Genomic DNA, 23557 nt, shown 5'->3' with positions numbered 1-23557 from the left:
CGGAGGCAATGTCAGTGCACTGCGGTAAAACAACGGCAGACGATCGAGTCGCTGTACTTCATCGCCGGGCTTCTCCGGAGCGCATGTGAAACAGCAGTATGAAGGAATGGAGCGGTAAGTGACCAGCGTGACGGAGACCGGCGACGGTCAGGGCGCGTTCGACACGGAGGACACTGCGGATGAAGCCGTGGACTCCGCCGTCCTCAGCCCCGCAGGTGACGCCTCCCTGATCCGCCAGGCCAAGTACGCGCCGGGCGCGCAGGTCCGGGTCCGGGACGAGCAATGGCTGGTCAAAACCGTCACGCCGGTGGGTGACGAGGACTGGATGGTCGAGGCGACTGGAGTCTCCTCCTTCGTCCGCGGGACCGACGCCGTCTTCTACGACAAGCTCGACTACATCGAGGCCCTCGACCCGAAGAAGACCCTTTTGGTCCCGGACGACTCCCCGAACCACCGCAAGGCCCGCCTCTACCTGGAGGCGGTCATCCGCAAGACTGCCCTCCCGCAGACCGAGCACGGTCTCGCGCTGGCCGACAACTTTCTCATGGACCAGCAGACCCACCAGCTGCGACCCGCCGAGCTGGCCTTGTCCAAGGAGAATCCGCAGCCGCGGGTCCTGATCGCCGACGTGGTGGGGCTGGGCAAGACCCTGGAGATCGGCATCCTGCTCGCCGAGCTCATCCGCCGCGGGCGCGGCGAGCGCATCCTGGTGGTTACACCGGCGCACGTCCTGGAGCAGTTCCAGCGCGAGCTGTGGACCCGCTTCTCCATCCCGCTGGTTCGCCTGGATTCCACCGGTATCCAGCGCATCCAGCGGGACATCCCGGCCGGCCGCAACCCGTTCGCGTACTTCAAGCGCGCAATCATCTCCGTGGACACCCTGAAGAGCGACGTCTACGCACACCACCTGGAGAACTCCCACTGGGACGCGGTGGTCATCGACGAGTCGCACAACCTGGTCAACCGGGGCACCAAGAACAACGACCTCGCCCGCGCCCTCGCCGAGCACACGGACGCGCTGATCCTGGCCTCCGCGACTCCGCACAACGGTGCGACGGAGTCCTTCGCCGAGCTGATCCGGATGCTGGACAAGACGGCGATCGCGAACACGTCGGAGTACGAGGTGAAGGACCTCGGCCACCTGTACATCCGGCGGACCAAGACCGACCGAGAGGTCCGTGACTCCCTCAAGGGCAAGTGGGCCGACCGTGGTCCGTCCCGGCCGGTGGTCTGCGAGGCCGGGGCGAAGGAGCGGGCGGTCCTGGAGGAGCTCGCCGCGCGGTGGACACCCCGCGATCCGGCCGCTTCTTCGGTGTGTGCGGACACGATGGTGGCCTACAACCTGCTGAAGTCGTTCCTGTCCTCGCACCGGGCCTTCCAGGACTCCGTCGTGGCGCGGCGGAAGGTTCTGGAGGCTCCCCTCAAGGTCAGGAGGGGGCAGGATCCGGCGGCCCGCGAGGCCGAGCGCCGGATCGAGCGCGAGGCCATCGTGGAGCTGGAGCGCCTTGCCGCCGACATCGGCGACGATGACTCCGCGAAGCTCGACGCCCTGGTGCGCGAGCTGAAGGAGATCGGTGTGGGTCCGGGGTCGGACATGCGGGTCGTGGTCTTCTCGGAGCGCATTCCCACATTGAAGTGGCTGGCCAAAGTGGTCCCGCCCAGGCTCGGTTTCCGGGCCGGGACCAAGCTGGAGGAGTCCGTGGCGGAGTCGAAGCCTTGGCTGGCCCACGGCGGCGCGGTCCAGGTCATGCATGGCGAGGCCAGCAACGAGGACGAGCAGAAGGACATCGTCTCCAAATTCGGGTTGAAGACCGACCCGGTCCGCATCCTGTTCACCGGCGATGTCGCCTCCGAAGGCGTCAACCTGCACCAGCAGTGCCACCAGTTGATTCATTACGACCTTCCGTGGTCGCTGATCCGCATCGAGCAGCGCAACGGCCGTATCGACCGTTACGGGCAGAGCAGGGCCCCTCAGTTCCGGGCCATGGTCCTCACCGGCGATGTGGAGTGGCGCACGGGTGAGAAGGGCGAGCCGCTGTATCTGGACGACCGCCTGGTGGGCTCTAAGCTCCTGGCCCGTGAGGAGGAGGCGCACCGAATCGAGGGCTCGGCGGAGGCCGTCACCGGTATCTACCGGGCAAAGGAGGAAGAGGACCGCCTGACGCGCGACTTGATCTCCGGGCGGACGGTCGAGGAGTCCATCAAGAAGTCCAGCGGCGGCGCGAAGGCTATGCTCGGCCGGCTGATGGGCAACGTCGGCGCCAAGAAGCCGACCGACGACGTGCCTGTCGCCACGGTGCCGAGCCTTTTCGGCGCGTCGGGTTCCACGGCCGCCTACTTCGACGAGGCTTTGCGTCAGACGTACTTCCCCGACAAGCCGGAGAACGTGCTCAAACTGCGCCGTGAGGACGACGGCACAATCGCCTTCGAACCGCCGCCGGACCTGGTGTACCGGCTGAAGTCGCTGCCCAAGTCGTACCTGACCGACCAGGGCATTCTGCCGACCCCGAAGAAGGAGGGCCGGTTGCGGCTCACCTTCGACAAGGGGCTCGCGGCCAAGCGTCTCGAGGTCGCCCGGGAGACCACCGAGAGTCAGTGGCCCAACGTCAGTTACGTGTCGGACGTCCATCCCGTCCTGGACTGGGTGACCGACAAGGCCTTGGCCGCCCTGCGCCACGATGAGGCGTTCGTTCTCGCCTTCGCCCCCGATCTTGAAGCGGCTGGGAAGCTGGACGAGCAGCTACCGGCCGACCTGGCCGGTCCCGTGTACCTGCTCCAGGGCATCTACTCCAACGCGGTGGGGCGCCCCACCGTCGTGGAGTGGATGGCCGTCGTCGGTCTGCCAGGCGCCCCGCGCGTCCTGCGGATCGATGACGCCTTCCTCGCCGCGTGCAATGTCGGCCCGAAGATGCCCGGACGCGCCACCCCGGCCGACGGGGAGGGGCTCCAGACGCTGGTGCCGGCGGCCGTCGACGCGGCGACCGGGTTTCTCACGGACCGCGCGGCGGAGTACAAGGAGGCGATCGACGCGGTGCTCGCCCCGTACGAGAAGCGGGTCGCCCAGTGGCAGCAGGACGCGCTGTTCGCCGCCTCGGCCCGCTCGCAGAAGGCCAAGCAAGACGTGAACCTCACGGCGAGCCGCCGCAAGTCCATGATCCGGTCGTTGCGGACCTCCGGAGCGCCGATGCTGCGCCTGCTTGGTGTCCTTGAACCCCTGTCTGCGACGCCTGCCGAAGTAACCGATGTATCCGCTGCGCCTGTTGCCGGAGAGACGACCGCCTGATGAGTACCGACTTCGACTCCTTCTCCAACCGCGGTGAGTACCTGTCCGCGTTCTACTTCGCCGAGCAGCTCGGCGATGGCCTCAAGAAGGGCGTCTTCGCCGCCTGGGCTGACCGAGAGAGTGACGAGCACGACCCGCGTCCCACGCCGCGCGAGTCGGTGCGGGCACTGCGCTCGACGTACCTGGACGAGAATTACCGCGGCTTCTTCGCCGAGCAGGCGAAGGCCGACGAGCAGGATGACGAGTACCCGGGCGCCGCGGCCTTCGAGGCCCGCTTCAACACCTACGGGGACGAGGAGTGGTGCAAGCGCGTTCAGGACTGGCACCGGCAGGTCCTCGCCGCGCTTGGCTTCCCCTTCGTCTCAACGGAACCCACCGCACGGGCACTGACCGTGCACCGCGCCGGGCGCGAGCACGAAGTGGCCGTGGCCTGGCACGGCGACGGCATCGTGGCCCTGGACTGCGGCTGGTCGGCGAGCAACGACACGGCGCTCGACGCGGACGGGTACGGCCGCCTGCTCCACCCGTTGCGGGCGGGCAGCGGTGAGGTTTACGAGACCGGGCAGGCGCTCGCCACCTGGTTGTTCCAGAGCGAGCTGGGTGAGGAGGGCGGCACGGCCCCGCGGTTCGTACTGCTCCTGTGCGGCGGCGTCATCATCCTCGCCGACCGGTATGCCTGGGGCGAGGGCCGCTACCTCTCCGCAAACCTCGACGCAGCCCTGGAGCGCAACGACCGCCGCCAGCATGGCGAACTCGCGACGATCGCGGGCCTGTTCAGCCACGACGTACTCGCACCGGCCGAGGACGGCAAGCCGCCGGCCATCGACGCCCTGGTCAAGGCGTCCCGCGACAACGCGGTCGGAGTCTCCGGAGAGCTGCGCGAAGGACTTCAGAAGTCCGTCGAGATCATCGCCAACGCGGTCCTGGATCGCCTGGAGGACTCCGGGCTCGACCCGCGCGACATCGAGCGCCCGGACTTGTCGTTCGCCCGGCAACTCACCCGGGAGTCGCTGCGCTACCTATACCGCATCTTGTTCTTGCTGTACGCCGAGGCCCGTCCTGAACTGGGCATCCTGCCCGCAGACGACGGCTCCTACGAGGCCGGCTACTCGATGGCGCGTCTGCGTGAACTGGTGGAGCGCGACGAGCTGTTGACCGAGGAGACTGCCCGTAACGGCTTCCATCTACACGCCTCGCTCGACGTCCTCTTCAAGAAGGTCAACAACGGCTACCGGCCCTATGGCACCGAACCGAACGACGCCCTCCCCGGCGACGACGAGGACACTCGGCGACGCAAGGCGAAGTACCGGAGCGAGGACCGCGGACTGCGGTTCGAGCCCCTGCGCAGCGAGCTCTTCGAGCGTGACTCCGTCCGCCTCATCGGCAACGAGACCCGCGACCCGCGCAGCGACGAGGACAGCGCGCCGGTCTGGTTGGACCTGCGTCCGCGCAACAGCGCCCTGCACGAGGTGCTGCGTCTGCTGACTCTGAAGAAGGCCGAACGGGCCGGGGGCCGGGCCGGGTTCATCTCCTACCGCAACCTCGGCATCAACCAGCTCGGCGCCGTGTACGAGGGGCTGATGTCGTACACCGGCATCATCGCTGAGGAAGAGCTGTGCGAGGTCGCCAAGGGTGGCGACCCGGCGAAGGGCTCCTGGCTGGTGCCCTCGCAGCGTCTCAAGGAGTATCCCGAGGACACCTGGGTGACGTACGACGACCGGGACGCGGTGAAAGGACTGCGCGGCCCGAAGAAGTACCCGCCTGGCCGGTTCGTGTACCGCCTGGCCGGCCGTGACCGGGAGACGTCCGCCTCGTACTACACACCTGAGTCGCTGACCAAGGTCACCGTCGAGCTGGCGCTCAAGCATCGTCTCGACCAAGAGCGCGACGCCGACGGAAACGTCGTCAAGACGCGTGCCTCGGAGCTCCTCAAGTACCGGATCTGTGAGCCCGCTCTGGGCTCGGGAGCGTTCCTCAACGAGGCCATCAACCAGGTCGCCGAGGAGTACCTGAGGCGCCGGCAGGACGAGCTGGGTGTGTCCGTGCCGACGGGCGACGCGCTGACGGAGAAGCAGAAGGCCAAGGCGTACATCGCCCTGCACAACGCCTACGGAGTCGACCTCAACGCGACCGGCGTCGAACTTGCCGAGGTCTCGATGTGGCTGAACACCATGCATCCCGGGATGCGGGCCCCGTGGTTCGGGCTGCACCTGAGGCGTGGCAACTCGCTGATCGGCGGGCGGCGGGCCGTGTACGCGGCGGGGGACGTGGCCCCGCCGAAGGGCAAGGCCCCCTGGCTCAACGCCAAGCCGCTCGCACCGGAGCCGCTGCCGTTCCTGAAGGACGGGGCCGAGCAGCCGCTGCCGGATGGGGCGGTGCACCAGTTCCTGCTGCCGACGCCGGGGTGGGCAGCGGTCACGGGCGCGAGCGGCGACGCGAAGAAGCTGCTCGTACAGCTGGCCGAGGGCGGGGTGAAGGATCTCGCGGAGTGGAAGAAGGGGATCCTGAAGACGCCGGCACGACGGCTGAACAAGAAGACCGGCGAGCCGATCCTCGACCGTAAGTCTGGCGACGAGGCGACCTCGCAGTACACACGACTGAGGGATGCCGCACGGCGGGCGGAATTCCTGTGGTCGCTGGTCGCCAAGCGGATGGAGCTGTCGGAGCGGGAGATCGCCCGCAGTATCGAGGTCTGGGGCGCGGACACGAAGGACGAGGAGTTCGCCTTTCTGCGGCGCTCCGAGGGCGACGGCGTTAGTTCGGATGCCGCTGCCGTCCGGATGTCGAAGGAGAAGGTGTACGCGGACCTGTTCCGTGCGGCGGGAACCCCGTACTGGCGACTCAAGCGTGTCATGGACGCGTGGTGCGCGCTGTGGTTCTGGCCGGTGGGCAAGGCGGGGCTGCTCGACGGAACGGACGACGCGTATGCGGGTGCCCCGGTGGTGGGGGGTGAGGGCGCCAGCAGTATCGGCGACCTGATCGAGGCGATGTCCGCGACTGTGGTGCCGGGCGATGCGGCGCCGCCCATCGAGTCTCCGCCGGCGACTGAGCCCGGGGTGACTACCCAGCCTCCGTCCCCGCCCATGCCCACGAGCGCGCCGCGCTTCGTGGAGAACACCATGCTCTTCGCCATGACGGGAGACCAGATCTCGATGTCCGACATCGAGGCGTCCTCCGACGGGGTGGTCCACGTGGAGGTCAAGGAGGTCGGCCCGTCCAAGACGACGGTGAAGACCAGGAAGCAGCCCGCCCCTGACCTCTCCCGCCCCGCCCGCCGCCCGCTCATCGCACTGAAGGACCTCGACGACTGGCTGGACTTCCTGGAGGCCATGCTCGGCCGTGGACCGGTCCCGGACGCCGGGTCGCTCATCGGGTCCCTCAATACCCTGGAGGAGCTCAGCAAGTACGAGCAGCTCCTCCAGGACGAGACCGAGATGGACATGGACCAGCGGGAGCCGGAGGCACGCTTCCCGTGGATGGGTGCGGTGCGCGACATCGCGGAGGATCAGGGTTTTCTGCACTGGGAGTTGGACTTTGCGCTGGCTTTTGCCGAGGGCGGCGGGTTTGACCTTCAGGTAGGGAACCCGCCGTGGGTGCGGCCCAATTGGGATGAGAGTCCTATTCTTGCGGAGTTCGAGCCGTGGTTCATGCTCACGGAGAAACCTGCGATGGCGGACAAGAGCCGTCGGCGTGCAGTCGAGCTGGCGAAGCCGAAGGTAGCGACGTACATGCTGGGCGAGGCCACGGCTACGATTACGACGGCGGATTACTTGGCGGCGCCGCAGGTGTACCCTTTGATCTCCGGGAGCCGACCCGACTTGTACCGGGCATTCATTTGCCAGGTGTGGGATCACGCGACATCCAGTGGCAGTGTTGGCATGCTCCATCCAGACTCGCACTTTAGCGGCGATAAGGAGGCTGCTCTGCGGCAGGCCGCATATCGCAGGCTGCGAGTTCACGGTGACTTCGTTAATGCGGGACAGCGGTTCTTTCCCCGCCCTGTCAGTGATGCCACGCACTTTGGTGTGCACATCTACGGCGCCTCTGGTGAGATCGACTTCCAACATCTCTCATGGCTTTACTCCGCCGAGGCCTTCCGGGAATCGGCCAACCACGACGGCAGTGGCGATGCGCCAGGACTGAAATCCAATGGCGCGTGGGACGAGCGACCGCACAGCAAGCGGGTGGTCCGGGTTACCTTGGACACGCTTGCGCGTTGGGCGAGACTCTCCGGGGAGCAGGGCGTTCCGCTAGAGCGAGTGCGCTTGCTCGCGCCCGTGAGCACAGCGGAAGATCCGGCGATCGATGCGCTTGCGAACTACCCGCTAAGGCTCGGTAATCTCGACCCGCAGATTTTCGAGGGCTTCAACGAGACAAATGCCAAAAAATCTGTCAACGGTCCCGGTAGGGACACCCAGCTAATTGAGCACAACGGGAGCCAAGATGGTCGCGAGGGCTATCAGGTAAAGTCTTGGGGCGATGTAATCCTAAAGGGGCCGCAGCTCGGCGTAGCCAACCCATTCTTCAAGCAGCCGAGTCAAGGCAGCGGGGAGGCGCGGGGACTCAACCACCTCGAGCTGGCATCAGATGCTGTGCCGGAATCGGAGTACCGACGGGTGGTAAGCGAGGCCACCTACCTCGATGCGCAGGAACGGTGGCTGGACCACACGGAGCTGAAGCGCCTGCGCGACTCTGAGTCGGAGGCCAGGGAGGCGCGGGTCCGACTCGCCGAGGCGTTCGAGTGCTTGCCCGCGGAAGTTGCACCCGAGGCGGTGGACGAAGAGTTCTTCGCCCGAGCGACGAAGCCGTACACGTCCTGTTACCGCCTCGCCTGGCGCAGGCAGATCGCACCAGATACGGAACGCGCCCTGTACGTAGCGCTACTACCGCCAAGGGTGGTCCATCTAGGAGGCCTCAGGAGTGCCGTAGCTGCAACGCCTACAGACACCGTCTTGGTGAGCGGCATGTGGTCTTCACTCCCGCTGGATTATTTCCTTCGGACGATCAACGTCTCCGACTTGCACGTGACACGTTCAAAGTCGCTGCCTGCCCCTCACTCGGGCCATCCACTTGCCCCCGCCCTCCTCCTCCGAACTCTTCGCCTCAATTGCCTCACCACCGCCTACGCCGACCTCTGGCAGGAGCTCCACGATCCGACCTGGACCACCTACGAGCCCTGGGCCCGCCGCTGGCCGCACATGAGCACCGAGCTCCACGCCGTCACCTCCACCTGGCAGCGTGACACCCCCCTCCGTACCGAGTACGCCCGCCGGGCTGCCCTCGTAGAGATTGACGCGCTCGTGGCTGTCTGGCTCGGGATTGACGCCGAAACCCTCGTCATCATGTACCGGGCCCGATTCCCGGTTCTGCAGGGATACGACGACGCGACTTGGTTCGACAGCAGTGAATGCAAGATCGCCGCTCATCGGAATGCCTTCGGTCACGGCCAGACCAGTGATCACTGGAAGGCCTTCGAGAAGTACCAGGCCGACCCCGCCACGACCCCCGTCCCCGACGGCTACACCGCCCCCTTCTACAAGGCCGACCGCGAGACCGAGATGCGCGAAGCCCACGCCTACTTCCAGAAGCGTCTCGACGCCGCCGTCGAGGCCGGCAAGTGGGACCCGGTCACGCAGGAGGTGCCCAAGCCGTGAGGCCGACGCTCGAGGCGCAGGGGCTCAAGGAGAGCCTGCTGCAGTACCTGTCCACCACGTACGCGCTGACCGACGAGGGTGCACGGCAGGCGCTGCACCGGTTCCTGGGAGACGAGAACTCAGGGATGTTCCGGGGGCCTTTCCTCCGCCTGCGCACGCCCTTCGTCGCGGCCGACGCGTCCTGGACCGGGTATCTCGACTGGCGGCGGAACGATGGTTGGACGCCGTACGCGCACCAGGCGAAGGCTTTCGAGCGACTGTCCTCGGCGGGTGACCGTACGCCGAAGCCCACGCTCGTGACGACCGGTACCGGTTCCGGTAAGACGGAGTCGTTCCTCTACCCGATCCTCGATCACTGCGCCCGTGAGCGAGCGGCCGGACGCTCCGGCGTCAAGGCAGTGCTCCTGTATCCGATGAACGCGCTCGCCACCGACCAAGCCGCTCGCATCAACGAACTCCTCTCCGAGCAGCCAGCGTTGAGCAGAGTACGGGCGGGGCTCTACATCGGTGACAAGGCGGCGACACAGTACGACCGGGTGTACACGCGCCGGTCCGACATGCAGATCTCGCCGCCGGACATCCTGATCACGAACTACAAGATGCTGGACCTGTTGCTCCAGCGGGCCCAGGACGCCCAGCTGTGGGCGGACGCGGACATCCGGTACGTGGTCGTGGACGAGTTCCACACCTACGACGGCGCGCAGGGCACGGACGTCGCGATGCTGCTGCGGCGCCTTGCCTCGGCGGTCGGGGTGGCGGAGAAGGGCCGTCCGCTGGGGCGGATCTGCCCGGTGGCGACCTCGGCGACCCTCGCCTCAGACAGCACGGACCAGGACGGAGTCCGTCAGCTGCTCGACGTCGCGACGCAGGTGTTCGGTACGGAGTTCGACCCGTCCTCGATCATCGGGGAGCACCGGCAGACGGTGGACGAGTTCGTGCCGCCGAGCGGCTTCGATCCGATGCTGGCGATCACGGTCCCCGACGAGTTGGCCACCCTCCCCGACCCCTCACTCGGCGAGGAGGAGTTCCTCGCGCTCGTCGAGGCCGTCACGGGCACACGCGAGACCGACCCGCTCGTGCTCGGCGGCCTGTTGAAGAAGCACATGCTGACCTCGGCGGTGATGCACGCCCTGGACGGGCAGGTGCGGACCGTGCCCGAAGTGCTGGACCTGATGTGGCGGCGGGGCGCGTTCTCCTGGGGGCAGGCGATCACCCGGCAGCCGGAGGTGGCGGCGTCTGCCCTCGCCCGGCTCCTGGCGCTGCTCTCGGTGGCCCGTGATCCGGCCTCCACCCCCGAGCGGCCGCGTCCCTTCGTGCAGGTCGAAGTGCATCAGTGGGCGCGGTCTGTGTCGCGGGTCGTGCGCGGTGTGCTGCCTTGGCCCAAGGCCGAGTTCCAGTGGGACTCGGCCGGTTCCACCCACCATTCGGGCGAGCAGCTGGCCCGTACCGCTCCGGTGACGACGGCGACCGCGGGCGCGGCCGCGAACCTGTTTCTGCCGGCCGTCTACTGCCGTGACTGCGGCCGTTCGGGCTGGGCGGTGTTCTCCCCGGAGACCGACGACGCGGACGTACAGGTCGACACACACAAGATCCGGCGAGCCTCGGTCAGCCAGGACAAAATGCGGGTCCGGAACCTGATAGCGGCCACCGAGAAGGAGGCCCAGGAGGGCTCCGGTGCCGCCCCGATGGAAGAGGCCGGGCGCGGTGCTGGCCGCGGCGGCACCGCCCTCGCGGCCACCAATGCCGGGCAGTTGCGTGTACTGGACGGGCCGAAGCGCCGCCTGCGGCTACCCGATCCGGTCGAGGACTACGACCAGGAGACCGGCGCGCCCCGGTTGGCGGGCTCCGACTCTGCCTTTGTCCTCGTCTACCTCGGGGACACCGCGACCACCGCCGCAGAGGACGACTGGTGCCCGGCCTGCGGCTCGCACAACGCGATCCGCTTCCTCGGTACCGGTGCCGCCGCCCTCGCCGCGGCCTCGGTCACCCAGCTGTTCACCGGCGGCGAGATGGACAGGGCTCAGGGTGAGGACAAGACCCTGATGTTCAACGACTCGGTGCAGGATGCCGCACACCGGGCCGGATTCGTGGCCAGCCGCTCGTACACCTTCTCCCTGCGTGCACTGTTCAAGAAGCACCTGTCGGAGGAGACGCCGATCGCGCTGCACGACCTGATCGCCGACGTGGTCGCGGCGACCACCGACCGCGAGACCCTTGCGGCCGTCGTCCCCACAGACCTGCACGACTTCAAGGGCGTCAAGCGGCTCCTGTCCGGTCAGGGGCGAGGCGGGGACAGGAAGACCTGGGAGCTGATCGGCGAGCGCTTCGCGTTCGAGGCGCTGATGGAGTTCGGCTTCCGCTCCCGTAACGGCCGCACCCTCGAACTCACCCGCACCGCCGCCGCCCACGTGCGCATCGAGGACCCTGCCTCCGCGATCGCCCTGGTCAAGGCCGCGCATACCGAGCCGTACGGGCGAGGCGGTGGACTGCCGGTCATCGAGCAGGACGACGCCCGCTACCTCGGGTTCCTGCGGATCTTCCTGGAGCGGCTCCGGACCCGTGGAGCGATCGGCCACAAGTGGCTGGAGGGATACCTCTCCGAGGCCGGTACCAGCCGGTACTTCATCTGGGGCAAGCGGCCTCCCGGCATGCGCGCCTTCCCCAAGGGCATCGCGGCCCCGGTGTTCCTGCTCAGCTCGCCAAAGACGAAGAGCGAGTTCGACTTCGCGACTGGCCGGCTCTCCTGGCACGAGCGGTGGGCGCAGCGCACGCTCGGGCTGCCGCGGGAGCAGGCCGCGGAGTTCTGGTTGCGGCTGTTGCCCGCGCTGGTCGAGGCGGGCCTGCTATCGGTGCGTACCCCGACCGACGGCAGCCTGCGCGTCTATGGACTGAAGCCGGGCGCGATCGACGTACAGCTATTGAAGGACGCCGAGGTCAACGAGGCGTTCGTGCGCTGCCCGGACTGCTTCTGGGAGCAGACCGTCCACCCCGGCCTGCTCGTGCAGTGGGACGGGCAGCGCTGCCCGTCCTACCGCTGCCGCACCGGCCTTCTCGTCGCCGGCAACCGGCCCGAGGGGCTCGGCAAGCACCAGCGGGACCGTAACTACCGCGAGGACTACTACCGCAGGCTGTACCGGAAGGCAGGCACGTACCAGGTCATCACGGCTGAGCACACGGGCATGCTGACCCGGCCGGAGCGGGAGCGGGTCGAAGCGGCCTTCAAGGATGGCAGCGGGTTCAAGGATCCCAACGTGCTGTCCTGTACGCCGACGCTCGAAATGGGCATCGACATCGGCGACCTGTCGGCCGTCGTGCTCGCCGCGCTGCCCAGGCGTGCTGCCAACTACGCCCAGCAGGTGGGCCGAGCCGGGCGTCGTACCGGAAACGCGTTCCTGCTGACCATCCCCGACCGCAGCCGCCGAGACCTGTACTACCTGGAGCAGCCGCGCGAGATGATCGCCGGGCAGATCGTGCCGCCGGGCAGTCACCTGTCGGCCATCGAGATCCTGCGCCGCCAGTACCTCGCACACCTCCTCGACCTCGCCGCGCGGGGCCGGCTGTCGCGCACTGACGGCCGTCCGCTGCCCGCAGTCGTACGGGACGCCCCGGCCCTCTTCGGCCCGTCCGGATACCTCGCCGATCTCGTCGAAGCGGCGCTCGCGGACGCCTCGAACCTGGTCGAGGGGTTCCTGGACCTGTTCCCCGTCGGCGTCAACGAGCAGGCCGCCGATGACCTGCGGGCCTTCGCCGGACGCGGGCTGCGCAGCGCGGTAGAGCGGGCGGAGCGACAGTGGCTCCACGCCGAGGAGGTGCTGCGGAGGCGACTGCGGTACATCGCGGAGGCCCGCGACGAACTCCACGACACCGAGGACGAACAGCGCGACCGTAAAGCCGAACTCGACGCCGAACACCGCGCGCTCGGCAAGCGCTTGAGCAAGCTTGGGCTCATCACCGCCCAGCAGGCCCTGTGCGATCTCGGGCTGTTGCCGAACTATGCGCTCATCGACTCTGTTACCACCCTCAACGCGACTCTGTACTGGGTCGACGGTATGGATCCGAACACCGGCCGGGACCGCTTCGACTCCAAGATCCGCTCCTACGACCGGCCCCGCCGCTACGCCTTGTCCGAACTCGCGCCTGGCAACACGTTCTACGTCAACGGCTACAAGCACGAGATCACCGGCATCGACATCGGCAGCCCCTCTCAGCCGGACTGGACGGCCTGGCGGTTCTGCCCGGAGTGTGGCTACGTTCGCACCGAGGATGCCAAGAACGATCGCACCTCCTGCCCGCGCTGCGGCAGTACTGGGATCGCGGACGACGGTTCCTGCCTGCACCAGATCATCGAGCCCACGACCGTCACCTCCCGCGACAAGCGCGAGGACGCCCGTATCGGTGACGACAAGGACGACCGGGAACAGCGTTACTACACGGTCGTCGATGCGGTGGACATCCCCCGGGAGGAGATCAAGCACGGCGCGTCCTGGCGGCACGCCCACCACACCTTCGGCGTCGACTACTGCCGCAAGGCGGTGATTCGCCGCATCAACGTCGGCCCGATGCGGTTCGACAGCCAGACCGAGGACCAACTCGCCGGGCAGGACGTCCGCATGGCCCCGTTCCACGTATGCACCGCGTGCGGGGCGGCGACCGCCGACGGCAAACCGGTCTTCGACCACGCCACCGACGCCTTGGACTCCTCGGCCGCGCGCAACCCGAAGGTCAAGCACCACCAGCCGTGGTGCCCGCTGCGGCGTGGGAAGAAGGCCGCTACCGTGCCCCAGCAGCCGGTGCTCCTCGCCCACCAGCTGAACACCGAGGCGCTGCGGGTGCTCCTTCCCGCGGCCACCGTGCTCGTCGAGGAGAAGATCTACTCCTTCAAGGCCGCGCTGCGGCTCGGCGTCGACCGGCAGTTCGGCGGTGACCCGGCGCACCTGGACACCACGCTGGCCCGTATGCCCGACCAGGCCACCGGCGAGAAGCGCCACTTCCTGGTGCTCTTCGACCGGCTCCCCGGAGGCACCGGATATCTGGACCGGCTGACCGACCCCGGCGACTTCAAGGACATGCTCCTCAAGGCCCGTGCCGTGCTCCTCGCCTGCCCCTGTCAGGACGAGGGCCTGCGGGCCTGCCACCGCTGTCTGCACCGCTACACCGAGGAACGGCACCAGGACGTCGTCTCACGCCACGAGGCCCTGCAGATCCTCGGTGACCTCCTCGGCCCGGTCGACGAGAACGGCGAGCCGCTGCGCGACGCCGACGGTAACCCCGTCGATGGGTGGGCGGTCACCAAGGTGGCGTCCACCGAACTGATCGGCTTGGACAAGCAGGTCGAGTCCGACCTGGAGGCCCGTTTCCTGGCCGCCCTGCGCAAGTGGAGCGAGAACCAGGACGACGCTGCACTCGACGAGAGCGGAACGAACAGCGGATACCTCCGCTTCACCGGTTCCTCGGCCAGTGCGGGAGAGGCCGCCGATACCGGATCCGTACGCTCGACCGGGTGGCGGCTCACCGCCCAGCGCAGTATGGAGCACACACGTACCGACTTCACCTTTGAATCCACCGACGGCCCCCGCCGGCTCGTCACCGTCTACCTCGACGGCCACAGGTACCACGCCAGCCGCAAGCACAACCAGATCGCGCCCGACTGCACCAAGCGCAACCATCTGCGGGCCGACGGGCACATCGTCTTCCAGATCACCTGGGACGACCTGGAGCTCTTCGAAAAGGGCGACGCCGCCAAGGCGCAGCCGGTGTGGCCGCCCTACCGGCGCATCGGCCAGGACACCGCCAAGGAGTGGTACGAGGAGCTGGGCGGCGACCGCGCCCACTTCTCGGCCGCTGTGTTCGCCAATCCCATCGACACGCTCCTCGCCTATCTGCGCACGCCCTCCCTTACCGCATGGGGGCGGCGGGCCAAGGCGCTGGTCGGTGGGCTGATGAGCGCGCCGGAGCCGCTCGTGCAACAGGCCGACCGGGGCCAGGCACGCGAAGCCGTACGGGCCGCCCTCTCCGCCCTCGGCCGCGGTCAGGCGCCGGGGCCGGAAGCCGGGGAAGGCGACGGAGCGATCCTCGTCCTGCACGCCGTGGATGAGACCGGGCTGCCGCTGGTCTACACCGTGGACGCCTCCGGCCAGGAGCCGGGTTGGAGCGCCATCGCCGTACTCGACGACCGCGCCGCGAGCCTGGGCACGGCCGAACACAAACTGATGTGGCGGTCCTGGCTGTACTGGTCGAACCTGTTGCAGTTCCTGGGCTTCGCCGGCGGCGACGGCATCCAGCTCGCGAGCAGCCAGGCCGCCGACTACCCGGTGGAGGTCCTCACCATCGGCGGCGGCATTGGTGAACTCGAATCGCTGATCGTCCAGCGGAACCCGGCTGTCGGCGAGGTGAGTTCGGTCGTGGACAGCCGCACCGCGGTACTCGCCGGTGCGGCCGACGCCGAATCGACGGAGGAGTCCTCCCTGGAGAAGGTGGTCGCCGGCGTCCTGCGGGACCGGGCGTGGGACGAGGACATCATCGAGCTCCTCGAGGAGGACGAACCGGAATCCGACCTCACCCGGCTCGCCAAGAGAATCGCCGCCAAGGGCAAGAAGGCCCCCGTCTTCGGCTATGAACTGGGCGAACGGGGCTGGCAGACGGACTTCGCCTGGACCGATTCCCAGATCAAGATCGCCGTCGTAGTGGCCCCGGACACACACGGGTCCCAGGCCGAGGAAGAGCGCCGCAAACGCGACGAGGCGTACGCCGCCGACGGCTGGACCGTACGTACTGCCGCCGACTGGCTCGACCACCTAGACACCCTCCTGACACTCCTCCCCGACACGGAAGGCTCGATCTCCTGATGACCGCCCGGCTCAGCCTGTACGAGAAGGCCGAACACGAGCTGTACAAACTCGACCGCTCGGTCAAGGGAAAGTTCTACGACTTTTGTCACCGCTTCCGGCAGAATCCTGACCACCCCGGCCTCGACCTGAAGCCCCTCAAGGGCGACGGACGGGTCTTCCGCGCAAAGATCGACCAGTCCTACCGTGCTCTCCTCGCCAAGGCTGGCGTGGACGATCACGGCCAGGAGCGGTGGCTCGTCGTCGCGGTACGCCACCGCAAGCACGTCTACGAAGAACTCTCCGTCGCGATCAACCGTGTCACCGGTGAGATCGAGTTCGTCGACCTTTCCGTCGTCGGGCAGAGCGTGCTGCAGCGCGCCGGCGTCACCCTCACGCCGGTCGACCCGGCGTCCGAGTCCGAGCTCCAGGAGCCGGCGCCGACCCCGGAAGTTCACGAGTCGGTCGGCGTAGAGCCCGCCGCACCGCTCCTCTCCGGGATGACCGGAGAGAACCTGCGCTCGCTCGGTGTCGCCGCACAGCTCATCGACCTCGCACTCGCCGTCACCGAGAGCGGCGAGCTCGACCAGCTGGTCTCCGGCGCTCCGCTCCTGACCAAGGACATCCTCTACGGCCTGGCTGCCGGGATGTCCGTCGACGAGGTCCGGCGCGAGATCACGGCCCCTGTCGAGGTTGAACTCGCCGACACCGAACATGACGACCTCGGCGCGGCGCTGGCCCGCACCACCGTCACCACCATCGACGACGACCTCCGCGTCGTACTGGAAGAAGGCGACTTCCGGGCCTGGAAGGTCTTCCTCCACCCCGCCCAGGCCAAGCTCGTCGGCCGCCGTTACAACGGTCCCGCCAGGGTCTCCGGCGGCCCTGGAACCGGCAAGACGATCGTCGCCCTCCACCGGGTCAAGCACCTGGCCCAGCAGCTCCCTCCCGGCCACAACAAGCCCATCCTGCTCACCACCTTCACCACCAACCTCACCGTCGACCTCCGCGCCCGCCTCTCCTCCCTCCTCGAACCCGACCTCGTCGCCCGCGTCGAAATCACCAACATCGACAAGCTCGCAGCCCGGGTCCTCAACGAGAACTCACTCAGCGGAACAGGCAAGCAGCGCATCTACGACAGCGTCGCGATCGGCATCCTCCAACGCCTCCTGTTCGAACTCGACGAGAAGCGCTGGGAGCCCGAGTTCCTCTACGAGGAATGGGAACAGGTGATCCTTGGCCAGTCGCTCGGCAACCGCAAGGCGTACTTCGACGCCCGCCGCGCGGGCCGAGGCCGGTCCGTCAGCCGCCCCGAACGCGCCCAGATCTGGAAGATCCTCGAGCAGTTCACCGCCCGCCTCGACAAGGAGAACCGCGAAACCTGGGGCCAGGCGGCCGAACGCGCGGCCCGCTTCGAGATGGAACGTGCCGCCAAGATCAAGGCCAGGCAGGACCGTAAGGACGAGGTCGGCGGCAAGGATCTCATCCACCGCGACGACAGCTCCGGTATGCGCTACATCGCCCACCGCTACCAGCACGTCGTCGTCGACGAGGCCCAGGATCTGCGCCCCGCCCACTGGAAGATGCTCCGCGCCATGGTTGCCCCCGGCCCCGACGACATGTTCATCGCGGGCGACACCTACCAGCGCATCTACGACCAGCAGGTCACACTCGGCACCGTCGGCATCAACATCCGGGGCCGCTCCTCCCGCCTCACCCTCAGCTACCGCACCACAAAGGAGATCCTCGCCCGCGCGATGCAGGTCGTCGACACCAAGGGCAACGCACCCGCCTACGACGACCTCGACGACGGCACCGACACCCTCGCCGGCTACCGCTCCGTCCTTCGCGGCCCCGTCCCCGAACTCGCCCCCTGCGACACCTGGGACGACGAGCTCACCCAACTTGCCACCACTCTCCACGCCTGGCGCGAGGAACTCACTTCCGGCGACGGTGGCAACAATTCGCGTCGCGACCCCCGCGGCAATATCGCCGTCTGCGTCGCCGACCGCGACTCCGTCCACCAGGTCATGTACTACCTCGCCACCGAGGCCGGCATCACCGTAGCCGAACTCACCAAGGACGGGGTCAAGGGAGACGGCGAAGTCCACGTCGGCACCATGCACCGCTTCAAGGGCCTCGAATACCAGAAGCTCGCGATTGTGGGCGCCCGCGACGGTGTCATCCCCCGCACCGCAGTCATCGACCGCTACCGCGAATCCGACCCCCAGCGCTACGCCCGCGAGGAACGCAAGGCCCGCTCCCTCCTCTTCGTCGCCGCCACCCGCGCCCGCGACACCCTCCGCATCAGCTGGCACGGGGCGCCGAGCCCTTATATTTCCCGATATTGAAAGACGAAGGTCTGCCCTGCGGGGGCGCAAATGCTGGGCCGCATGACCTTCCGACAAGACTCCGCATCGCGTGATGCCGAACCGGAGGTCGTTGGCTGGGCGAGTCAGCTGGAGTCTTCGAGCTGATTCCCCAGCCGTCCCTCTGCGTCGCGTTCCGTCGACTTCGGCCTGGTTGGTCTGATGCTCATGCCTCCGGCCCAGCCAGGGTGCAGTCGTTCTGCGTCAGCTCCGCGCGGAGTAGCTGCTCGGCAACGTCGGCGTAGTGCGAGGACGACGCCAACAAAGCGGGGTCTCTCACGAGAGGCCGCCATGACTGGGAAGTCACTGCTGGTGAACGGGTCGAGGACGGTGGCGCCTTCGGGGCAGACCTGGACGAGCTGCTCCGTCATTCAACGGGCTTCTGGGTATTGCCTGCCCGGTCCTTGCGGGGCCTGCTGGCGGGTGTGATCCACGGAATGGTGCTGCTCCAGGTCCACCCGCTATCTGCAGGGCACCGGTCGTAGTCGGCTCCTGGAAGCAGTCAGCGAAGACCACGGATACCGCGTGCTCGGCGGAGGCTCGGTACGACTCGGTGAGCAGTTCGGTCAGCCAGGAGCGGTAGGGGCGCTGAGCACTTTTCTCGCTGGGACAGTTGGAGAGGTCGTGGGCACTGTTGCTGGGGACGTACGTGGTGCGGCCGGTGCGGTCCTCGCTGGTCCGGCCGCCCCTCCCAGGGCTGTGGCACGGCGAACGAGATCCTCGACCTGGTGCATGGCCTCAACCAAGTTCTACGAAGAGCCGGAGGAGATCTACTGACAGTCCCCGTCTGTCACCCTGGCGGACCAGGCGGTGCAGTGAGCTGTACTCGAACTCCGGCACTCGCCTGGGACCTGGTCCGCTTGACGCTCATATGACGCTCGGGCCCCAGACCTCGCCGCGATTGTGTACACAGAACAGCCTCTGACCTGCACTTGTTGCCAACCATGCCCGGGCCTACCTCTTCCCGATGACCCACCACGTGGAGTGCGTGGCGATCCTGGAGCGGGTGGCGAAGGACGCCTGAGGTGCAAGTTGGCTGAGGGTACGCCGATTCGGGCGCGATGTATCTCGCTCGCGGTTCTCCGATGATGAAGGCCCGCTGGTGGGTTCCCCGGACCGGGAGCCCGCGGCGGGCTTTCGCTTTCCCGTTCGTCAGGGGGGCGGGGCCGGAACAGGCGGTGTGGCGTGTGCCCATGTCGCGTCGAACTGGCGCAGAGCAGCGGTGTAAAGAATGCCGGGCGCTCGGGTGTACAGGCACGGAGAGCTTCTGCCGTGGGCCGACGCGCTGTAGAACGTGAGGTACGCGGCACGGTCCGTCGCGATCACACGACAGTTGTTCGGCAGGTTGAAGGTGCGCAGTTCGATGCCGGCCCTCGCCTGCATCACCCGCGTCAGGTAGTCGATGTTCGTTCGGACCTGGGTTCTGAGCAGACCCCGCGTGAAGCCCGGGTCGAATCGGGACACTTCCTGAGAACGCCGATCGAGCCACGAATCCTCTCGGGGGCCGGGGTCGGGCAACAGGATTTGGACGGACTGCGGGGAAGGCTCTGCCGACCACAAGGGTGAGAAGACCTCACGGGTGAGCACGTTTCCCCGGCCTGCCAGGACTTTGACCCAGCGGGCTTGCCGCAGGTCGCGAGCGAGGTCCTGTTCGGCCGAGGACTGGTGACGGTAGACGCGCCCGATCCTGGTCCCCGTGCACCGGGAGCAGGCGGCGACCAGCCACCACACGGGACGGGAGCCACGGAGCAGGCCGAGGACGAGGAGGATCGCGCTGGCCGCCAGAGAGCCGAGGATCCCTATCATAAAATCGGTCATGTGGATCCCACTTCCGGTGTCGGGTCGGATTCGGCGGGGCGCCGATTGCGTCAGCAGAGGAAAGGCAGCAGGAGTCGCAGAACGTGGGCGGCGTTTCGGGCCGCAAGTTCGTGGTGCGCGTGCCCCTTCTTTTCGTCGGCGTTGTCGGAAACACCTCGGATGACGATCCAACCGGGGTTCGTCTCGTCGTGGACGGAGTTCTCCTGCCAGTACTGGCTCAAGCCACCCGCTTCCATGTCCACCGCCAGTACCTTCTCGTTGTAGTGAGCCAGGTATCGGCGGATGTCACTGCCGCGGTCGGCGATGACTGCTTCACCGGAGCCGATCGGCCCCGGATACACCTCGTATTCCTGTGAGGATTGCGAGGCGAGCTGATCGTGGATACGGGCGGGGGTACCGTGCTCGGTGAAGAAGGCGTTCACGGCATGGACCACTTGGGCCGGAGCCTGTCGGTGTTCGCCCCGCCTCCGCACGTCACCGAGCGGATTGATCTTGCGATTCTCGTAGTAGACGACGTCGGTCGAGACAATGACATTTCCGATGCGGGCATGCTCGTGGATGCCTCCGCCCACTCCGACGAGAGCCCATAGCCGAGGCGTGTAGTGACGTCGCAGATTGTCCAGAGCGGCCATGGCCGACCGCTGCCCCTGGCTCTGAGCCTGTGTGGCTACGATGCGGACGGTTGAGTCCGGAGTGGTGTGTTCTCCGCGATAGAAGTAGAGGCCGCCTGGCTCCTTGTGTCGTTCGAGCTTTAACTCATCGCAGAGTGCGCGTAGTTCCTCGCTGAGGATGGTGACGATTCCGATGTCCCACGCGCCCCGATCCGTTGATGCCACGGAGCCGGCAGCCTTCGCGTCGCGTTGTTTCGCCGGAGGCGTCACGTGGACTCGGGCGTGGTTGCCCACGGCGTTGTTGCTGATGGTGTTGCCATCGCCGTAGGAGCTGATGCCTCGGTTCGCGTTCACGGGGTTCCTCCGTCGCTGGGGTTGTCGGTCCCCGTGGCGGGATGCGCCGGGGCGCCGACTTGGGCCGCGTCACCCACGGCGTTGTTGCTGATGGTGTTGTTGTCGCCGAAGTTGAAGATCCCACTATTGATGATCTTGAGTGCTCGATTGTTGAACTCCGACGCGTCCACGTCCTTGGTCAGGAGGAAGTCGCCCGCCGCCCTGAGCAGCCGTTGTTCGATCGTCTTCATCCGGCCCAGGATGTCGGTCTTCTCCAATTGCACCTTGGACCACGCCTGGGCCGATTGCTCCCGGATGCTCACGCGGCTGCCGATGAGGACGTTGGGTATCGGCGTGGAAGTGAGGTCGGCAGGGAGGGCGGCGGCCTTGGTCAGGGCGTGGAGATATCGGATGATGCGCCACGAGTGCTGGACTTGCCGAGGGAGGGTGGACAATTCGCGGAAGGCCGCCCAAATGACTGCGACGAAGCCGTGCTGGCCGAACTCGGCCGTCCGTTGGAAGGACCTCGGTGTGTGCGCGAGCACGCACGCTGCGGTGGAGATGATCAGGGTCCGTCCCCGTATGCTGACGTGGAGCAGGACGGTCGCGACGTATTCCGCGCCCTCCAGCGGTGTCGTGACCTCGAGGAAATGATGCCCCCTCGATCCTGGAGTGTTGATGATCTCCCGTAGATCTGCGTCAGTGAGTTTCTGGGGGAGTAGAGAGCGATTGGTTGCCACGTCGGTCTCGGACACGTAGACACGGTCGCTGACTTGGGCGGGCAAGCGGACATCGTGGCTGTCGGTGTTCAGCAGGCGGACCGCGTCGCGCAGGTGATCGACGAGCTCGTGGGCCTGGAACGGGGGTATGGGGTGCTCCCGTTCGTGTAGGGGGGCGTCATCGTCCTCGACGGGGCGCAGGAGTTGGACGCTCATCGGTGGGTTCCACTGATAAACGATCTCTCCGGCGCCAATGAACGGTGACTCCCTTCCGAAGAGGGTGAACACGTTCAGGTCGTCGTCTGGTGCTTCCTTGTCCTGACTGTGGCTGGGGCGGCGATAGACGGTGTGCACGTCCCTCTGCTGCGCGTCGACCACCCGTTGTCGGGGGGACAATCGTGCGGGTCGTAGGGCCGGTGCCCGGAGGATCCGGTTGAGTTGCAGTTGGCGCGTCGCTCCGATGGCGAGGCATGTGAGCACGATGCCGGCCCCCAAGTGAAGCGCTGTGGTGGCGTGATGGGGGTGGGTGAGTCCGATCGCGAAGCCGGTTGTCGCCACGCCGAGCGCGATGCCTCCGATGCGGCGTAGAGCCTGCGACTTCTCCGAACTTCTTCGCGGGAGGATCCGTTGGAGACGGCGCCGATGGCGCTGTCTCCGACCCTTGTTGCGGCGTCCGGAATCCCGGCCGGCCTGGGGCTCGCGATCGCCCCGGTGTATGAGCAGGGCCATGCGGAGCAGCCACAGGAGGGAGAGACCGCATGTCACGAGGACGCTCGCGGGCAGGGCGCCCGTGCAGGCCGGTGCGATCACGGATGCCAGCAGCGTGACGCGCAGAACGGCCGTGAGGGTGGCGGCTCGCCACGCATGGCGCATGACGGGGACGATGTCGAACCCGTAGGACGGGGCGACCCTGCGGTGCGGAGACGTACAGACCTTGTCGATCACGAGGTCGCGGAAGTCTTCGTCCACGTAGGGGCCGGCGCATAAGTGGCGTGTTGCGGACGTCACTTCGTCCGGGAAGTTCTTTTCGGGTGGTACGCGGGGAGCGGCCATGCCCTGCCCTCACCTCCTAGGGTTAAGGTCTGTGTGACCATAAGTGGCGAGGGTATTCAAGTCAATGTGACCTTTAGGGGTTCTCGTGGATGACTGGCTGAAAGACTCCGATGAGGTGGAGGCCTCGTGGGTCACGGTGGACCTCGCGATCTTCACGATGCGAGGTGCCCGCCTGATGGTGCTCCTGATCGACCGCGGGGTGGAGCCCTTCATCGGCAGGCCCGCGCTCCCCGGCGGGTATGTCCAGAAGGGTGAGACCCTGCGCGAAGGGGCCCTGCGCGAGTTGTGGGAGGAAGCCGGCATCGACGGTGGGCTGTTGCACCTGGAACAACTGGGTGCCTACGGTGATCCCGGAAGGGATCCGAGAGGGCGAGTGGTCACCGTGGCCTACCTGGCCCTGGGGCCCAACCTGCCCGTGCCTGTGGGTGGTACCGATGCCGAACGGGCCTACTGGGCGCCGGTGGAGGGGCTGGGCAAGGGGAAGGCGAGGCTGGCATTTGATCACTCCGAGATCCTCACCGAGGCTTTGGAGGAGGTCCGCCGCAAACTCGAATACACCCCTGTCGCCACGGCCTTCTGCGCCTCGGAGTTCACCCTCAGCGAGTTGCGTACGGTCTATGAAGTGGTCTGGGGCCAACCGTTGGACCCGAGCAACTTCCGGCGCAAGGCACTGGGGACGAAAGGGTTCGTGGAGCCCACGGGCGGACAGAGGATGCCCTCGACGGGTCGCCCGGCCGCGCTCTACCGCAGAGGGGCTGCATGGGTGTTGAGCCCACCGCTCCTCCGTGCCGGTGGGTAGCCTGCACAGTTGGCCGAATCTCAAGGTTCCCGGATCGATTCGGGCATGCCCGGCCGCTCGGGGGGTGGGGAGGTTCGGTGCGCCGGCAGGCTCT

8 protein-coding genes and 1 pseudogene are annotated in these 23557 nt (G+C 67.2%); 5 read left to right on the top strand and 4 right to left on the bottom strand.

Going from position 1 to position 23557, the window contains the following annotated elements; translation table 11 throughout:
- Nucleotides 1-118: 118 nt before the first annotated feature.
- Genes ACFYYB_RS30365 through ACFYYB_RS30350 form a run of 4 tightly spaced genes read left to right on the top strand, consistent with a single transcriptional unit; the run spans nt 119 to nt 18112 of the window.
- The gene (locus ACFYYB_RS30365) at nt 119-3283 is read left to right on the top strand and encodes an SNF2-related protein (protein ID WP_389439176.1); all 3165 of its coding nucleotides are present in this window, start codon (nt 119-121) and stop codon (nt 3281-3283) included.
- Nucleotides 3283-8937: a hypothetical protein gene (locus ACFYYB_RS30360; RefSeq protein ID WP_389439174.1), complete on the top strand. Its 5655-nt coding sequence runs from the start codon at nt 3283-3285 to the stop codon at nt 8935-8937. Before ACFYYB_RS30365 ends, ACFYYB_RS30360 begins: the two co-directional genes overlap by 1 nt.
- On the top strand, nt 8934-15782 hold the full coding sequence (locus ACFYYB_RS30355; protein WP_389439171.1) for a DEAD/DEAH box helicase: 6849 nt from the start codon (nt 8934-8936) through the stop codon (nt 15780-15782). The genes ACFYYB_RS30360 and ACFYYB_RS30355 overlap by 4 nt, the downstream gene beginning before the upstream one ends.
- Complete coding sequence (locus ACFYYB_RS30350) at nt 15782-18112, top strand: UvrD-helicase domain-containing protein (RefSeq protein WP_389439169.1); 2331 nt, start codon at nt 15782-15784, stop codon at nt 18110-18112. The genes ACFYYB_RS30355 and ACFYYB_RS30350 overlap by 1 nt, the downstream gene beginning before the upstream one ends.
- A gap of 184 nt (nt 18113-18296) precedes the next feature.
- Here the strand turns inward: ACFYYB_RS30350 and ACFYYB_RS30345 are convergent.
- The 4 genes and pseudogenes from ACFYYB_RS30345 to ACFYYB_RS30330 all read right to left on the bottom strand — a co-directional run.
- Nucleotides 18297-18817 (bottom strand): annotated as a pseudogene (locus tag ACFYYB_RS30345) (site-specific DNA-methyltransferase); the annotation flags it as partial.
- A gap of 465 nt (nt 18818-19282) precedes the next feature.
- Nucleotides 19283-19948 carry a hypothetical protein gene (locus ACFYYB_RS30340; RefSeq protein ID WP_389439167.1) on the bottom strand — a complete coding sequence of 222 codons (666 nt, stop codon included), beginning with the start codon at nt 19946-19948 and terminating at the stop codon, nt 19283-19285.
- Between the two features lie 50 nt (nt 19949-19998).
- Complete coding sequence (locus ACFYYB_RS30335; protein ID WP_389439165.1) at nt 19999-20913, bottom strand: hypothetical protein; 915 nt, start codon at nt 20911-20913, stop codon at nt 19999-20001.
- Entirely contained in the window at nt 20910-22664 is a 1755-nt protein-coding gene (locus ACFYYB_RS30330) for a hypothetical protein (RefSeq protein WP_389439163.1), read from the bottom strand. The genes ACFYYB_RS30335 and ACFYYB_RS30330 overlap by 4 nt, the downstream gene beginning before the upstream one ends.
- 85 nt (nt 22665-22749) lie before the next feature.
- Between ACFYYB_RS30330 and ACFYYB_RS30325 the strand changes: the two genes are divergently transcribed.
- Nucleotides 22750-23463 carry an NUDIX domain-containing protein gene (locus ACFYYB_RS30325; RefSeq protein WP_389439161.1) on the top strand — a complete coding sequence of 238 codons (714 nt, stop codon included), beginning with the start codon at nt 22750-22752 and terminating at the stop codon, nt 23461-23463.
- The last annotated feature ends 94 nt before the right edge of the window (nt 23464-23557 follow it).

Source organism: Streptomyces sp. NPDC002886 (genome assembly GCF_042888445.1).
Lineage (GTDB): Bacteria > Actinomycetota > Actinomycetes > Streptomycetales > Streptomycetaceae > Streptomyces.
Note: the sequence above shows the minus strand (reverse complement) of the source record. Positions and strands in the feature narration are given on the sequence as shown.

Coding starts and splice junctions, on each gene's coding strand:
- ACFYYB_RS30360 (WP_389439174.1), top strand. CDS start 3,283: ATGAGTACCGACTTCGACTCCTTCTCCAACCGCGGTGAGTACCTGTCC.
- ACFYYB_RS30350 (WP_389439169.1), top strand. CDS start 15,782: ATGACCGCCCGGCTCAGCCTGTACGAGAAGGCCGAACACGAGCTGTAC.
- ACFYYB_RS30340 (WP_389439167.1), bottom strand. CDS start 19,948: ATGACCGATTTTATGATAGGGATCCTCGGCTCTCTGGCGGCCAGCGCG.
- ACFYYB_RS30330 (WP_389439163.1), bottom strand. CDS start 22,664: ATGGCCGCTCCCCGCGTACCACCCGAAAAGAACTTCCCGGACGAAGTG.